This window comes from Psychromonas sp. SA13A (assembly GCF_011378715.1).
Lineage (GTDB): Bacteria > Pseudomonadota > Gammaproteobacteria > Enterobacterales > Psychromonadaceae > Psychromonas.
Map to the genome: position 1 here is coordinate 16,840 of NZ_WTKU01000030.1, position 15,330 is coordinate 32,169.

The window sequence follows — 15,330 nt, forward strand, 5'->3', positions numbered from 1 at the left end:
TGTGAAGTACCTTAATAAAAGTGAAAAACCGCTGTTAGTCATAAACTAACAGCGGTTTTTTTCAATCTTAGCCTGCTACCAATACTTGTTAAGTAATCACTAGCTAAGCAATAATTAAGTAATATTAATTGCTAGTAGGAAGACGATGATTAGTGTTTTTCAATAAAATCGCATTTGCTTCGCGCGCTTTATCTGCATCACCAGCCATAATGGCGGAATAAATGGCACGATGTTCACCAATACAAGTACCGCCCTTCTCTGAAGAATGGCTGATGAAACTTCTAAACATGGTGCATAAGACGTTGGCAAACGGTAAATAAAAGCTATTACCCGTTGATAAAAAAACAAGGCGATGAAACTCCATATCAACTTCCATCCATTTTTGCGCATCGAAGTTTTTAGAAATATAATCCATTTGTTGAAAAGTCGCAGATAACAAAATTCTTTGTTGTGCCGTTGCGTTTTTTGCAGCAAGAGCCGCAGCTTCAGGTTCAATGGCTTTTCTTAATGCTAAAAACTCTTGGTAAACGACTTCGTTATCACCAAGATCAATAACCCAATCCAGTAATTGAGCATCTAAAAAATTCCAATTTTCTCTACTTTTAACACGCGTACCAACTTTAGGTTTAGATTCTAATAAACCCTTTGAAGTTAATAATTTAATGGCTTCACGCAAAGCTGTACGACTAACACTAAATTGCTCACATAAGACCATTTCACTAGGAATAATCTCATTTTGAGCCGCTTCACCAGATAAAATTTTACGTGCAATTTCACGTGCAACTTGAACATGTAGGCTGCGTTTTGATCCTGCAATCTGTATGAATGGGTTATGCATAATTTCTCTTTTCATTTAACAATCAAGGTTTATTATAGGATAAATATAAATGGTTAGATATAATTAACTAAGCCAACAACTGTAAGCGATTAATGTTATACCTAGTCAATTTTTATCTCATTATTTAATGACTGATATTATCTATTGACGGATTATCTATTGATGATTTCGCTATTGATTAATTAGCTACTGCAGATACTACACCACTTCTCTATTCACAACATATTTTTTGTGGGCTTTAACCTTGATTCAGAGAATCATGGTTAAAGAGTGTAGGCGAGATCAAACTTATATGCTCATTACTTCTCAAAATGAATTGTTTTCAAAGATTACAGATCACGATATAAGTCCTTAAATATGGCAAGTTTCTAATTGTAAAACACTAAAAATAATTACAAACAAATAAATAGACACTGCCAAAAATAAAAAACCAGCTTAAAAAGCTGGTTTTTTATTCTGGTAATAGTGATGCACTACTTATCCATATGCACATCCATTTGTGGAAATGGTATTTCAATTCCGGCTTCATCTAAAGCATTTTTAATCGCTTCCATTAATTCAAAGCGAACAGGCCAATAATCAGGTCCGTTAACCCATGGACGAACCACCAAGTTCACACTTGAGTCGCCTAACTCCGCGACTGCAACTTGTGGTTCAGGAGACTTTAAAACAGCATCATTGGCTTTAATAACAGCTTCTAACACAGCTTTTGTCTTTGCTAAATCTGCGTTATAGCTCACTCCGATAATTAAATCGATACGACGCGTAGGTTTACGAGAATAATTGATTATATTACCACCTAAAATGGCTGAATTAGGCACTACAACATATTTATTATCGGCCGTAGTTAATGTTGTTGAAAATATCTGTACAGACTCGACAACTCCCGCTGTGCCTGCAGCTTCAATATATTCCCCAGCTTTAAATGGGCGCAAAGCAATAATCAAAACACCCGATGCAAAGTTAGATAAAGAACCCTGCAATGCTAAACCAACAGCTAAACCAGCAGCACCAATAATCGCTACAAAGGAGGTAGTTTCAACGCCAATTCGCCCTAATGCAGCAATAACAACAAATGCAATAATGACATAACGTACCATATGTGAAACAAAATCAACGATCGTACTATCTAACTTACGCTTAGTTAGAATCTTATGTAATGTGCCAGCGATAAAACGAGCAACCATCAGGCCCAAAACAAGTGTTGCAATGGCAAAAACAATATTCATACAATAAGCAATAATAAGTTCTTGATTATCTGCTATCCACTCTACGCTATTGTTTAATACGTCCACATTTTGTTCAATCGTATTGGCAACTGCATCAACTGCCGATGCAACACTTCCTTCCTGTGACATTATATGACTCCTCTAATTAATTAACTTTGTAATAACTGCTTATGAAAAAACAGCCATTGACTTTTAAAATGCTGAGTTGGTTTTTGTTTGAATTGAGAACGAACGAATTGATTAATACGCCCTTCTATATAGGCCAATAACAAATTAGCTAAGACACCTTCATCCATATCAAATTTTTGACCATCTGATGTAGGACGCTCGCGCAGCGTTTGTTTTAATTGGGTTTCAAGTTTAGAAAAAACATGTTCGATACGGTGTTGTAATCGTTCATTTTCCCCTAACAATGCATCACCACTTAAAATACGTGTAATGCCGGGATTTTGCTCTGCAAAGCCCAATAAAAAATGCACAATATGTTCAATTCTCACAAAGGTATCTTTCTTTTGCTCTTTGATAAGGTTGATCTGACTAAAAATAGCGCTTTCTGTAAAGTCAATCAAACCCTCAAACATGCGCGCTTTACTTGGAAAATGACGATATAAAGCGGCCTCTGATACTCCCACTTCTGCAGCTAATTTAGCCGTTGTGATACGTTGACCAGGTTTTCCTTCAAGCATAATAGCTAGCGCACTTAAAATATCATCCTTTCGGTTTGCTTTTTTATTATTGTTTTTTGCAACCATCTTAATAACTTCCTTTGTTATCTTTACTTATCTTTTTATTTTTATTGTCATTATTTTTTTTGTAACTATTTATCTGAATGCACAACGCCACTTTTACCACGATCTGTTTCCTCAAAAATACTCACCACGTCACTACTATTTTTATAGTGATTGAAAATTAACCGCCTCATCATTTAGTGATCATTAGGTTGAACGCTAATTAACTATCGGTGCAACAACAAGGCATCAATATTCATTAACACCTTCATAACCCCCCCATAAAATCAATTATTTTACGCTATTTTCATGATCAAACCACTAAAAGCACATTAGCGATGATTAGTGCAGGGGCAGCTATATGAATTGCAATCTTTGTCTAACTCAACAATGTTGAAATACAACTTAGTCTCTATTACAGTAAAACTAAAAAAGCGCATAACTTGCTTTAGCAATAAGTGAGTTTAATTTGTGTCGTTACTAGGGCCTTGAGAAGCAGATTTAAACTGCTCACTAATAACTTTAAGTAGCTGAATAGCAACTTCTTTCTTGCTACTTAATGCAATATCAAAACGCTGTTTTTTAGAAAAAACAGTCAATGCATTATTATCGCTATTAAACCCTTGATCACTTATTGAAACATCATTTGCAGCAATTAAGTCTAAATTTTTACGTTGTAGTTTCCCTAATGCATAAGCCTCTACATCATTTGTTTCAGCAGCAAAGCCCACGCAAAAAGGACGATTAACTGACTTCGCCACATCGGCAATAATATCTGGATTTTTAACCAAGGTTAATGTGATTGAATCAGTACCACTTTGTTTCTTCATTTTTTCATCATGGACTTGCTGTGCACGATAATCAGCCACTGCAGCACAAGCAATGAATATATCTGCATCAACAATTGAAGCAAGTGCTGCTTGATGCATATCAATCGCACTTTTTACATCTATGCGTTTAATATTAGAAGGTAGAGTTAATTGAACTGGTCCAGCAATTACGGTTACATTCGCGCCCATATTTGACGCAGCTTGCGCCAATGAAAAGCCCATTTTTCCAGAACTATGATTACTTATATAACGCACAGGATCGATCGCTTCTTGGGTTGGTCCCGCAGTGATCACAACATTAACACCTGCTAAAGACTGATCCGCAGGCGCAAAAAATTTACAACATAATTGAACCAAGTCAGGTACTTCAAGTAAGCGACCAGGACCAACGTCTCCACAGGCTTGTAAGCCTTGAGCGGGCCCCCATATATGTAACCCTCGAGCTTTTAATACCTTCAAATTTTCTTGTGTTGCAGCCGCTAAATACATCTGTTGATTCATGGCTGGAGCAATCGCAATAGGCGATGGACTAGCTAAACATAAAGTTGTAAGCAACTCATCGGCCATGCCAGCGCGTAAACGAGCAATCGCATTAGCAGTTGCAGGTGCAATTAAAATTAAATCAGCCCATTTAGCTAATTCAATGTGACCCATACCAGCTTCTGCTTGGGGATCTAATAAGTCATCGTAAATGACATGACCGGAAACAGCTTGCATCGTTAAAGGGGTAATAAACTGTTTAGCTGAAGCAGTCATTACAATACGAACTTGCGCGCCTTGATCAATTAAACGACGGGTTAATTCAGCACTTTTGTAAGCAGCAATCCCACCACAAACACCCAACAGTATCTTTTTCCCTTCAAGGGGTAATATTGACAACATAAGCTTCTCAACAAAAATAATAAAAAAATGGGCGTTACAATAGCATAAAAATATTACGCAATATGTGACAACTTCAACTAGATTTAAGGCTCTTATCTTTTATTGAGGTATTCAAATTTGACATCAATAAAACAATGGCCAAAACAAGAGAGGCCTCGTGAAAAATTAATTCAGCAAGGTGCAAATAGTTTAACTGATAGTGAATTATTAGCTATTTTTTTGCGTACTGGTTGCCAAGGAATCGATGTCGTTACTTTATCTCGCCAATTATTAACTGATTTTGGATCTTTACGCGCTTTATTTTCCGCCTCTGAAAGCGATTTTTGTGTACATAAAGGATTAGGACAAGCTAAATATGTACAATTGCAGGCTGTACTAGAAATGTCGCGTCGTTATTTACAAGAACCTTTGATGAAAGGGGACCCTTTAACCAGCGCAGCACAAACACAACAATTTTTAAATGCAAAAATGCGAGATTACCCCTATGAAGTCTTCGCCGCATTATTATTAGATAGCCAACATAGAGTTATTCGCTTTCACGAATTTTTCTTTGGTACCATCAATAGTGCCAATGTACATCCACGTATTATCGTGCAAAAAGTATTGCAGGAAAATGCCGCAGCCGTCATTTTGGTCCATAACCATCCTTCAGGTGATCCAACCGCCAGTGAATCAGATAAAAAGATAACTGAAAAACTAGTGAATACACTGCAATTAATTGATGTTAAAATACTGGACCATTTCATCATTGGTGATGGAAAATACACCTCATTTGCGGAAAAAGGGTGGATTTAAAGCATTTATTGTCACAATTGTTGATCTTTTAATCTCAATCATGTATAAAATGCGCCCTCGACGCCTTTGGCGACGGCTAAAAAAGGTGTTCGACTATTTTGCTCGAGTAAAACTAATATTTTTGGAGATTTCGACATGTCTAGAGTATGTCAAGTTACAGGCAAGCGTCCAGCTGTTGGTAACAATGTATCACACGCAAAGAACCGTACACGACGTCGTTTCTTACCTAACCTACAAACACACCGTTTTTGGGTTGAGAGTGAGAACCGTTTTGTTAAATTACGCCTAACTACTAAAGGTATGCGTATCATCGACAAAAAAGGTATTGATTCAGTTTTAACTGATATCCGTGCTAATGGCGTTAAAGTTTAAGGAGCTTACAAATGCGTGATAAAATTCGTTTAAATTCAAGCGCTGGCACTGGTCATTTTTATACTACTGATAAAAATAAAAAGAACATGCCTGAAAAGTTTGAAATCAAAAAGTTTGACCCTGTAGTACGTAAACACGTTATCTACAAAGAAGGCAAAATCAAGTAATTTTGATTTAACCTTAAAAAACCCAGTTTATACTGGGTTTTTTTATACCTACAAAAAAGGAATTAGCATGCGCTTATCCAAAAAAGGCTGGAATAATGTACTTATTTTTGGTGTTTTGCTGATCATCTTTATCTTTAACTTCAGCCAAGAATTGCGTTTATCTTCCAAAACATCACAGCGTCACGTGATTGCTAATGACTTAACCATTGTAGAAATAGATACACCTGATTATGTAATAACTCGTGTAGGTCGAAATTGGCAAAGTAAGCCCAATAGAGGCATTTCCAGCACACAACTACAGAATGTAGTGAATAACTGGCAAACAGTTCCCCTTGATGTGTTAACGCTCCAAAGCTTGCCTACTTCAAGTTTTATTATTAAGTTTTTTGTCGCTGAACAAACGCAACCAATTATTGTGCAACTCCACCAGCTGCAAGATGACCAGTATATATTGCAAGTCGATGAACAACTTTTTCTATCATTACCCGCGAAACAGCTGACACAATTTTTAGGTCAGTAGTCCTCGGGTTGAAATAATTGGCTTCCTTTTTAATTAAATTCATAACTTAATTAATTATGATTTACGACTTAAATCTCGTGCGAGTATTAGTGATAGACCGATCATTTGTAAGAAAATAGACCAATTCCGTAAACTCGATATGGATTTTTTATATATGCCTTCTCTCTCTTTGTAATCTAGATTGGTTAAAAAACGTTGATCGATCTGCTCTCTGATAAGATGTTGGTATTGATTGATTTCTCTATTTACAAACTGAAAATCATTTAATTCTGTGATACTAAGTTTACGTTGTAAGTGAGCGGCAAAAATAGAAGATAATACAGGTATCAGCGAAGGTTTAATTTCTCCCTGTTGAGTTATCAATAATAAGGTATCTCTTTTTTGTTCAATGGCTTCCATTTGAGACCACAACAATTCAATTTGATTGCTATTTTCAGTAGCTCGCATATTAAGTGCGGATAACTTTTCGTTTTTTTCTTCAATAAAAAAATGTGTCACTAATGCAGATGAAATATTAAACACTAACCCAATCATTACGATCGCCCAAGTAGGAATATTCTTCATATTATTTCCTTTTAGCATTTACTAATTTTATTAATTGCACTTATTATGCGAATCTAGGGTTTTAATTAATTTTATTTAATAACGAGATCAAAATGCCAGAATTACCAGAGGTAGAAACTAGCCGTCGAGGCATTAGCCCACATATTGTTGATCAAAAAATATCCGGTGTGGTACTCCGTCATCATCAACTACGCTGGCCGATCCCCAGTAACTTATTGACCCTATTAAAAAATAGAGTTTTATTAGCAGTAGACCGACGAGCTAAATATCTACTGCTACGCTTTGAAAATGGCACCTTACTGATCCACCTTGGTATGTCTGGTAGTTTGCGTATTTGCGAATTAGGTGATTCACCTCAAAAACATGATCATGTTGACTTTGAGTTTCAGCATTGTTTATTGCGTTATAAAGATCCCAGACGTTTTGGTGCCATTTTATGGTTAGGCGAAGCACCACAGGAATGCCCTTTATTAAGCATACTCGGTCCAGAACCATTGTCAGAGGAGTTCACTGCAGAAATGCTTTATGAACAAGCTAAAAATAGAAAAATACCGGTTAAACAATTTATTATGGAACAAAAAGTAGTGACTGGTATAGGTAATATTTACGCAACGGAAGCCTTATTTAGTGCAAAAATAAGCCCCATTAGAGCGGCTAACAATATTAGTTTAAAGCGTTATCAACTATTAGTTATTGCCATTAAAAAAATCTTAGAAGAGGCGATTAAACAAGGTGGAACAACATTGAAGGACTTTGTTGGAGGAGATGGTAAACCAGGTTATTTTCAACAAACGTTACATGTATACGGTAAAACAGGGGAATTATGTCCCGGCTGTGATAAACCATTAACATCAGTGAAATTAGCAGCCAGAAACAGTGTCTATTGTAGTCACTGCCAGCATTAAAAAATAAAGGCCTGTTGCAGACACTGTAAATAATTCAGCTGCGCAACAAGGCCTTTTATAATCTATCTGAATAAATTATTTATAGTTAATTTCACCTGCAGCATCATAATCAGAAACGTTTAGAGGAGTATGCGACTCAAGGTAGTCTTTTAATACCTCAGCATCTACAAATCCAGTATTTACAAAACCTGCATGATTTGTGATTTTAGGATACCCATCGCCACCAGCTGCATTAAAACTTGGAATGGTGAAGCGATACGTTTGCATTAAATCAATTGCTTTTCCATTGATTTTCACTTCACTTACAGAGTTCTTACTGACAACCATGCTAATGCCATAGAATTGAGCATAGGCACCTGTATCAACAGGTTTAGTTGCAACCGCATTAAGATATTCTATAACTTCAGCACCTTTCATATCAACGTAGGTTAATTGATTTGCAAAAGGTTGTACTTTTAAAACATCTTTGTAGGTAACGCTACCCGCTTCGATTGAATCACGCACACCACCGGAGTTCATCACACTAAAATCTGCCTTCGCTCTTTCTTTATGTGCTTTAGCAATTAATCGACCTAAGTTGGTTTGTTTAAAACGCACCACATTGCGGTCACCTTCAAGTTTGCCATTAATTTCTGCTACTTGGTTATTTAACTCAACCTGACCTTTTTCTTGGTAAGGTGTCAAAAATGCTAATAGCGCTGGATCTTGTGCAATCTGTGATTGAATCAATACACGTTTTGACTCCCCATCCACTTTTATTTTTTTCACTAAATTAACAGGAATTAAGCGGTAATTAACTAATGCTAGTTCGCCATTTTTAAATTTATAATCTGCACGTCCAACATATTTACCCCACTCATGGGCTTGAACAATGTAAGTACCATTTTGTTTGTCTGGTACACAATCATCACCTGGTTTAAATTGACTATTAACAACATTCACTCCCTCCATACAAACCGGTTCCTGTGAATGTCCACCAATAATCATGTCCAGAGCGCCTTCAGGTAGAGAGCGTGCAAGGCTAACATCTCCAGGTGCATTAACACCAAAGCCTGCATCTTGATAATGCCCCATATGCGTTACAGCAAAAATCAAATCGGGTTGTTCATTTTTTTCAAGTTCAACGATAACTTTGGCGGCTTCTATCTTTGGATCTCGAAAGTCAATACCACTAATGTATTCTGGATTACCAATTTTAGCCGTGTCTTCTGTTGTTAACCCAATAACAGCGATCTTTACTCCTTGTTTAACAAAAACCTGATAAGGCTGGAATAAACGCTGACCTGTTTTTTTATTATAGATATTCGCCGACAACATTGGGAAGTTTGCCCACTTTCCCTGTTTTTCAAGTACAGATAACGGATTATCAAATTCATGGTTACCTAATGCCATTGCATCGTAACCAATCATGCTCATGCCTTTAAAATCTGGCTCTGCATCTTGTAAATCAGATTCTGGCACTCCTGTGTTGATATCACCACCGGAGAGTAATAAAACACTGCCTCCTACCCCTTCAACTTCTTGACGAATTTGATCAATTAAGGTTTTACGCGCAGCCATGCCATATTCACCATGGCGGTTTTGCCAAAAGCGGCCATGATGATCGTTAGTATGTAGTACAGTTAAATCATAGCTTTTATCTGCTTGCCATTGATGTTGTGGTGCAGAAGAGCATCCCCAAAGGGCTGCACTGAAGAGGGTAGCCAATATGATAGGCTTAACGCTTGTTCTCATAATAATTCCTTTTTTATGTGTCAAGTGACTTGGTGTTTGCTATCTACTATTGAAAATGAGGTCGACCACCAGCACCATAAATACTTGTCAGGATCTGAAACGGATTAAAACAGTAGAGACCTTTGTCATTACAAAGGTCTCTACTTTAATTTTTATAATACCAATATTCCTGAATATGTGATCAAATATTGAGCAGAGAAAATAAACCCATTTCAAATAGAAGTGGTACATTTTAACCAACAATATTAATCAACTAGCAGAATTGGCATAGCTAGGAATCAGTGTATGCAACTCTTACAATGCTTAACAGCATTGTCATAGAGAAATGAGACAAAAAGAGATGAAAGTCCCAAATGAGTTCATTGTAATTGGGGCTTTTAGAAAAATAACAGCATTTTTACTGGCGGTCGATAAATGCTTGTTGCACACATGTCGGCGCTAATAAGCTAATATCACCTTGATGTTTAAAGACTTCTTTAACAATAGTTGAAGATATAAAAGCAGTGCGTGCATGTGCAGGCAATAAAATAGTCTCTAATTCAGGATTGAGGGTGTGATTTACTTGCGATAATTGAATTTCATAATCAGCGTCAGTTCCACCACGAATACCACGTATTAATGCCTGTGCTTGATGCGTTTTTGCGAACTCAGCCAACAAACCGTTGAATGGCACAATCTCCACACCATTTAGGTGTTTAGTGGCTTCGGAAAGTAAATCACAGCGGGTTTGCAAATCAAACCAAGGTTTTTTGCTACTATTGATAGCCACCGCAACAATCACCCGATCAGCTAAACAACTCGCACGAGTGATAAGATCAAGGTGGCCATTAGTAACGGGATCAAAGGATCCAGGAAAGACAACTGTATTCATTATTCATCCTCTAAAGGTATCTTATGTTGTTGCTCATTATCTTGCTCAACCATTGGCCAATAAAACTCAAACCAAGGATCTGATTGTTCTGCCCTTAAACTCGCTTGTGGGAACTGAATCGAAAACTGACTCTGCTTAAATGCTTTTAAGGAGGTTGTGATCTCAATATCACTCGCTAACCAAAAGCACACCAAAAAAATAAACGGGTAACCGAAAAAAGATTTAAACATATTTAATGACCGCTTTTACTATTAAAAATGGCTATTTAAATAGCAACTATCGCGAAATGCGATTCAACTTAGTACTCTGAAACTATTCAAAGATTATTTTTTCACCTGATTGCTTACTAATCGCCGCAGATAAGAAACTTAAAAACTCTGCCCCACTTCGGTCATCAATCCAGAAGCCATCTTTAAAATCATAATGATGGCCATTTTCTAATGTGGCTAACCACACTTGATGTAATGGTTGTTGGCGATTAATAATCAATTTAGTTCTATTCTCAAACTCCAAGGTTAGCAAAGCACCGTTTTGGTCATAATCTATATCAGCACCTGACGCTTCAATGTTATCTTCGATTTTTTGGTACAACATATCCGCTAATTCAAGAAATTCGCTATCCGTCATTTACTTCTCCTTTGCTTTTTACCGATGAAATGCGATTATAGAGGGCTAAAAATATTTAACTAGGAGAAGGTATGAAAAAACTGAATTTATCGTTAATAGCCCTGCTTTTTTCAAGTTTATTGATAGGTTGTGGTATGAAAGGCCCACTTTATAGAGAAGCGCCACCAGCACCTAAAGAACAACCGGTGCAAAACAACGCAACCGAAGCAGATACAACAGATGCCTTAAATACTTCACAATAAAACATGCATGAAGGCAGTGACAATAACCAATAAACTACAGAATCAACAAAAGGATTTCAAATTGGATCATTTTAATTACCATAGCGATGGCCGTCTATTAGTCGAAGACACTGCAATTGAAGATATCATCAAGAAATCAGGTACGCCTGCGTATGTATACTCTCGTGCGACTATCGAGCGTCATTGGAAAGCTTTTGATAATGCTGCCGGATCTCATCCTCATTTAATTTGTTACGCAGTTAAAGCAAACTCAAACCTAGGTGTACTTAATCTAATGGCTCGCTTGGGTTCAGGTTTTGATATTGTATCGGTTGGTGAGTTATTGCGTGTTATTCAAGCTGGCGGAGACCCTAAAAAAGTTGTTTTCTCTGGTGTAGGCAAAACTGAAATTGAAATATCGACCGCATTACAAGCAGGGATCCACTGTTTCAATGTTGAATCTATCTCTGAGTTGTACCGTATTAATGAAGTAGCTGGCTGTTTAAACAAGAAAGCCCCTATTTCGATTCGAATTAATCCAAATATCGATGCAGGTACACATCCTTATATTTCTACAGGATTAAAAGAGAATAAATTTGGTATTGAAATAGAGCAAGCATCGACAGTTTATAATATCGCTAGTGAATTGCCTTTCTTAGAAGTAAAAGGGGTAGATTGCCACATTGGTTCTCAGCTAACTGAAATTGAACCATTCTTAGAAGCGTTAGATAAACTACTTATCTTAATTGATAGCCTAGCAACACAGGGCATTACAATCGAACACCTTGATTTAGGCGGCGGCTTAGGCGTGCCATACAATGGCGAAACACCACCACAGCCTGCACAATACATGCACGCTATTATTGAACGTATGAACGGCCGTAAACTAAAACTTATTTTTGAACCAGGCCGAGCAATTATGGCCAATGCGGGTGTTTTAGTGACTAAAGTTGAGTTTTTAAAATTAAACGACCATAAGAACTTTGCGATTGTAGATGCAGCAATGAATGATTTAATTCGTCCTGCGTTATACAGTGCATGGCAAAATATCATTCCACTTAATAATAAATTAAACGATCCTGAAACACGTCCAAGTCGTGTTTACGATGTTGTTGGCCCTATTTGTGAAACAGGTGACTTTTTAGGTAAAGATCGCTCACTAACCATTGCTGAAGGTGATCATTTAGTGATCCGTAGTGCAGGTGCTTACGGTGCAACTATGAGTTCAAATTACAACTCTCGTTGTCGTCCAGCAGAAATAATGGTTGATGGTGATAAAGCCTTTGTTGTACGTCAACGTGAAAAACACATTGAACTATGGCGCGGTGAGCATGTTTTACCTTAGTTAAAACTTATGCGCTATCTCGGGGAGTATTAACTCCCTATTTTAATAGGTTTTATTGGTAAAAGTAGAGCGAAGATGAATATTGAATTTTCTAAAATGCACGGCTTGGGTAATGACTTTATGGTTATTAACAACGTCACGCAAAATGTCTTTCTATCTAAAGAGACGATCTGCAGGTTAGCAGATCGTAACTTTGGCATAGGCTTTGACCAATTATTAATGGTTGAACCACCCTATGATCCAGACTTAGACTTTCATTACCGCATCTTTAATGCTGATGGTAGTGAAGTAGAGCAATGTGGCAATGGCGCTCGTTGTTTTGCTCGTTTTGTTAAACTAAAAGGATTAACCCACAAACGCGTGATTAACGTCAGTACTGCAAAGGGTAAAATTCAACTAAAAATAGAACAAGATGGCAATATTATTGTGGATATGGGCAAGCCTATTTTAGAGCCAGCAAAAGTGCCCTTTGAAGCGCAGAAAGAAGAAAAAACATATATTCTACGTGTTGAAGACCACACTGTTCTATGTGGCGTGGTTTCAATGGGTAATCCACACTGTGTTGTACTTGTTGATGATATAGAAACAGCTCCGGTTGAAACATTGGGTCCGTTACTAGAAGTACATGAACGCTTTCCAAACAAAGTGAATGTTGGTTTTTTACAAATAATAGACCGTGGTTATGCAAAGCTGCGCGTATGGGAACGTGGTGTAGGAGAAACCTTAGCTTGTGGCACCGGCGCTTGTGCGGCTGCTGTGGTTGGTCAATTACAAGGCAAATTAGATACACATTGCCGTATTGAATTACCCGGTGGCGAGTTGCGCTTTTTTTGGCAGCCAGGACAAAGTGTGCGCATGAGTGGTCCCGCTGAGTTTGTCTTTGATGGACAAATTCAAATATAAACAGATCCTGTTATTATTTTATAGCGCGCTATCCATAACATTGACTGTAACGATGCAATGCTAAAACAACGATCTTAAAAAGTGCATGGTTAATTCATTTGAGAATTGTCCTATGCACTTTTTTATTATCTAGGATTGACCATGAGTTCCTTATTACCAGATACACAACGCTATTTGTTACATATTGCTAGCCAACGTGGCTTAAGCCCTGTCACTATCAATAATTACCAACGTCATCTTAATGAGTTTATTGCATTATTAAAGCTTCAAAACATACAAACATGGCAACAGCTTGATACACACCAAGTACGCTTATTAGCTAAACAGTTACATCAAAATGGTATTAAAGCACGTTCCATTGCTACCAAACTTTCTGCATTACGCTCTTTTCTAGAATACCTAGTTAAGAACGATCAACTCACCTTTAATCCCGCTAAAGGCGTTGCCGCGCCAAAATTAGATAAACCGCTACCTAAAAACATCAGTGTCGACGATATGGATCAGCTATTAGATATTAATGGCGAAGACCCGCTTACCATTCGAGATCATTGTATGATGGAACTCATGTATTCTTCTGGATTAAGGTTAAGTGAGTTAGTGGGTATTAACTTAAAAGATATAAAGTTATCGGAAAAAGAGATAATGGTAACTGGTAAAGGCAGTAAACAGCGTCTGTTACCTATTACTAAGAGTGCTGTTAGTACCATTAAACTATGGTTAAAGATCAGACCTGAATTTGCGGAAGCCGGTGAAACAGCACTCTTTTTATCTAAACAAAAAAGACGAATTTCAGCGCGTAGTGTGCAAATGCGTATGGAAAAATGGGGGCTACAGCAGGCATTACCAAGCCACGTTAATCCCCACAAATTACGACATTCATTTGCAACCCATATGCTGGAATCCAGTGGTAATCTACGAGCGGTACAAACCTTATTAGGCCATGCAGACCTAGCCACGACACAAATTTATACGCATTTAGATTTTCAGCATTTAGCAGAAGTGTATGATAAAGCACACCCTCGCGCTAAGCGTAAAAAATAATATTATTAATAGGGACAAAAATGAAATTTTATAAACCCCTTCGCCCTTTCAAAGCAATTAGCTTTGATTTGGATGATACCTTATATGACAACCACCCGATCATCATAAAGGCGGAAGCGGACTTCCTTGTCTATTTACGTACAACCTATCAGCAATTAGCAGAGTTAGATGCCCGTAAATGGGGTTTATATAGAGATTTACTGATAAAAGAAAATCCGGCATTACAACATGATGTATCGCTATGGCGTAAAGAAATTATTCAACGCATCATGGTGGTTTATGGTATTGCAATGGTTAATGCTATTAAGTATGCCGATAATGCATTACAGGTATTTCTGCAATTACGCAGTGATTTCACGGTGCCAGAAAAAAGTATTAAATTATTACAACAACTCGCATTGCATTACCCTGTCATCGCATTAACCAATGGTAACGTGAATGTGAAACAGATCGGTCTCCATGATAAATTTCAATTTGTGATAAAAGCGGGCGATGGATTACGTAGCAAACCACATTTAGATATGTTTCAACAAGCGGCATCAAAGTTGGATATCAAGGTAGAGGACATATTACACGTGGGTGATCACTTGATCTCAGACGTATATGGGGCACAAAATAATAAAGCACAAGCAGTTTGGTTTAACCCTAACCATACAAAACTTGAGCGCGCCAAGTTACTACCGACTTTGGAAATGGCCGACCTACAAGACTTATTAGCTATTTTATAGCCTGCTGCTGATCCTTCAGAACAACCGTTC

Annotated in this window: 19 protein-coding genes; 10 read left to right on the forward strand and 9 right to left on the reverse strand. The window is 37.4% G+C overall.

The window, feature by feature from the left end; translation table 11 throughout:
* Positions 1 to 124 precede the first annotated feature (124 nt).
* The 4 genes from GQR44_RS18170 to coaBC all read right to left on the reverse strand — a co-directional run bounded on the left by GQR44_RS18170 (position 125) and on the right by coaBC (position 4,507).
* Positions 125 to 838 (reverse strand): FadR/GntR family transcriptional regulator, encoded by a 714-nt coding sequence (locus GQR44_RS18170; protein ID WP_166373101.1) that lies wholly within the window; start codon positions 836 to 838, stop codon positions 125 to 127.
* A 473-nt stretch (positions 839 to 1,311) separates the two neighbouring features.
* Positions 1,312 to 2,196 (reverse strand): small-conductance mechanosensitive channel MscS, encoded by an 885-nt coding sequence (gene mscS / locus GQR44_RS18175; protein ID WP_166373102.1) that lies wholly within the window; start codon positions 2,194 to 2,196, stop codon positions 1,312 to 1,314.
* Positions 2,197 to 2,216: 20 nt separating this feature from the next.
* Positions 2,217 to 2,819: a nucleoid occlusion factor SlmA gene (gene slmA, locus GQR44_RS18180; RefSeq protein ID WP_166373103.1), complete on the reverse strand. Its 603-nt coding sequence runs from the start codon at positions 2,817 to 2,819 to the stop codon at positions 2,217 to 2,219.
* A 440-nt stretch (positions 2,820 to 3,259) separates the two neighbouring features.
* Positions 3,260 to 4,507, reverse strand: a complete 1,248-nt coding sequence (coaBC, locus tag GQR44_RS18185; RefSeq protein WP_205963121.1) for a bifunctional phosphopantothenoylcysteine decarboxylase/phosphopantothenate--cysteine ligase CoaBC — start codon at positions 4,505 to 4,507, stop codon at positions 3,260 to 3,262.
* A 117-nt stretch (positions 4,508 to 4,624) separates the two neighbouring features.
* Between coaBC and radC the strand changes: the two genes are divergently transcribed.
* From radC to GQR44_RS18205, 4 genes are all read left to right on the forward strand, one after another.
* Entirely contained in the window at positions 4,625 to 5,302 is a 678-nt protein-coding gene (gene radC / locus GQR44_RS18190) for a DNA repair protein RadC (protein ID WP_028869452.1), read from the forward strand.
* A gap of 135 nt (positions 5,303 to 5,437) precedes the next feature.
* Positions 5,438 to 5,674 carry a 50S ribosomal protein L28 gene (rpmB, locus tag GQR44_RS18195; RefSeq protein WP_028869451.1) on the forward strand — a complete coding sequence of 79 codons (237 nt, stop codon included), beginning with the start codon at positions 5,438 to 5,440 and terminating at the stop codon, positions 5,672 to 5,674.
* Positions 5,675 to 5,685: 11 nt separating this feature from the next.
* A complete protein-coding gene (rpmG, locus tag GQR44_RS18200) occupies positions 5,686 to 5,841 on the forward strand; it encodes a 50S ribosomal protein L33 (RefSeq protein ID WP_025562982.1) in 156 nt (51 codons plus the stop codon).
* Between the two features lie 67 nt (positions 5,842 to 5,908).
* Positions 5,909 to 6,361, forward strand: coding sequence for a hypothetical protein (locus tag GQR44_RS18205; protein ID WP_166373104.1), 453 nt, complete (start codon positions 5,909 to 5,911; stop codon positions 6,359 to 6,361).
* Positions 6,362 to 6,415: 54 nt separating this feature from the next.
* On the opposite strand, the gene GQR44_RS18210 is transcribed toward GQR44_RS18205, so the two are convergent.
* Positions 6,416 to 6,925 (reverse strand): hypothetical protein, encoded by a 510-nt coding sequence (locus GQR44_RS18210; RefSeq protein ID WP_166373105.1) that lies wholly within the window; start codon positions 6,923 to 6,925, stop codon positions 6,416 to 6,418.
* Between the two features lie 92 nt (positions 6,926 to 7,017).
* On the opposite strand from GQR44_RS18210, the gene mutM reads away from it, so the two are divergent.
* Positions 7,018 to 7,830: a bifunctional DNA-formamidopyrimidine glycosylase/DNA-(apurinic or apyrimidinic site) lyase gene (gene mutM, locus GQR44_RS18215; RefSeq protein WP_166373106.1), complete on the forward strand. Its 813-nt coding sequence runs from the start codon at positions 7,018 to 7,020 to the stop codon at positions 7,828 to 7,830.
* A 75-nt stretch (positions 7,831 to 7,905) separates the two neighbouring features.
* On the opposite strand, the gene ushA is transcribed toward mutM, so the two are convergent.
* The 4 genes from ushA to cyaY all read right to left on the reverse strand — a co-directional run bounded on the left by ushA (position 7,906) and on the right by cyaY (position 11,062).
* Positions 7,906 to 9,564, reverse strand: coding sequence for a bifunctional UDP-sugar hydrolase/5'-nucleotidase UshA (ushA, locus tag GQR44_RS18220; RefSeq protein WP_166373107.1), 1,659 nt, complete (start codon positions 9,562 to 9,564; stop codon positions 7,906 to 7,908).
* Positions 9,565 to 9,961: 397 nt separating this feature from the next.
* Positions 9,962 to 10,435 carry a pantetheine-phosphate adenylyltransferase gene (coaD, locus tag GQR44_RS18225; RefSeq protein ID WP_166373108.1) on the reverse strand — a complete coding sequence of 158 codons (474 nt, stop codon included), beginning with the start codon at positions 10,433 to 10,435 and terminating at the stop codon, positions 9,962 to 9,964.
* Positions 10,435 to 10,665: a hypothetical protein gene (locus tag GQR44_RS18230; protein ID WP_166373109.1), complete on the reverse strand. Its 231-nt coding sequence runs from the start codon at positions 10,663 to 10,665 to the stop codon at positions 10,435 to 10,437. The genes coaD and GQR44_RS18230 overlap by 1 nt, the downstream gene beginning before the upstream one ends.
* Before the next feature lie 82 nt (positions 10,666 to 10,747).
* Positions 10,748 to 11,062: an iron donor protein CyaY gene (gene cyaY, locus GQR44_RS18235; protein WP_166373110.1), complete on the reverse strand. Its 315-nt coding sequence runs from the start codon at positions 11,060 to 11,062 to the stop codon at positions 10,748 to 10,750.
* Positions 11,063 to 11,133: 71 nt separating this feature from the next.
* Between cyaY and GQR44_RS18240 the strand changes: the two genes are divergently transcribed.
* From GQR44_RS18240 to GQR44_RS18260, 5 genes are all read left to right on the forward strand, one after another.
* A complete protein-coding gene (locus GQR44_RS18240) occupies positions 11,134 to 11,304 on the forward strand; it encodes a lipoprotein (protein ID WP_166373111.1) in 171 nt (56 codons plus the stop codon).
* Positions 11,305 to 11,365: 61 nt separating this feature from the next.
* The gene (gene lysA, locus GQR44_RS18245; protein WP_166373112.1) at positions 11,366 to 12,628 is read left to right on the forward strand and encodes a diaminopimelate decarboxylase; all 1,263 of its coding nucleotides are present in this window, start codon (positions 11,366 to 11,368) and stop codon (positions 12,626 to 12,628) included.
* A gap of 75 nt (positions 12,629 to 12,703) precedes the next feature.
* Positions 12,704 to 13,531, forward strand: coding sequence for a diaminopimelate epimerase (dapF, locus tag GQR44_RS18250; protein WP_166373113.1), 828 nt, complete (start codon positions 12,704 to 12,706; stop codon positions 13,529 to 13,531).
* A 141-nt stretch (positions 13,532 to 13,672) separates the two neighbouring features.
* Positions 13,673 to 14,572, forward strand: a complete 900-nt coding sequence (xerC, locus tag GQR44_RS18255) for a tyrosine recombinase XerC (protein WP_166373114.1) — start codon at positions 13,673 to 13,675, stop codon at positions 14,570 to 14,572.
* A 20-nt stretch (positions 14,573 to 14,592) separates the two neighbouring features.
* Positions 14,593 to 15,300 carry an HAD-IA family hydrolase gene (locus GQR44_RS18260; RefSeq protein WP_166373115.1) on the forward strand — a complete coding sequence of 236 codons (708 nt, stop codon included), beginning with the start codon at positions 14,593 to 14,595 and terminating at the stop codon, positions 15,298 to 15,300.
* Positions 15,301 to 15,330 lie beyond the last annotated feature (30 nt).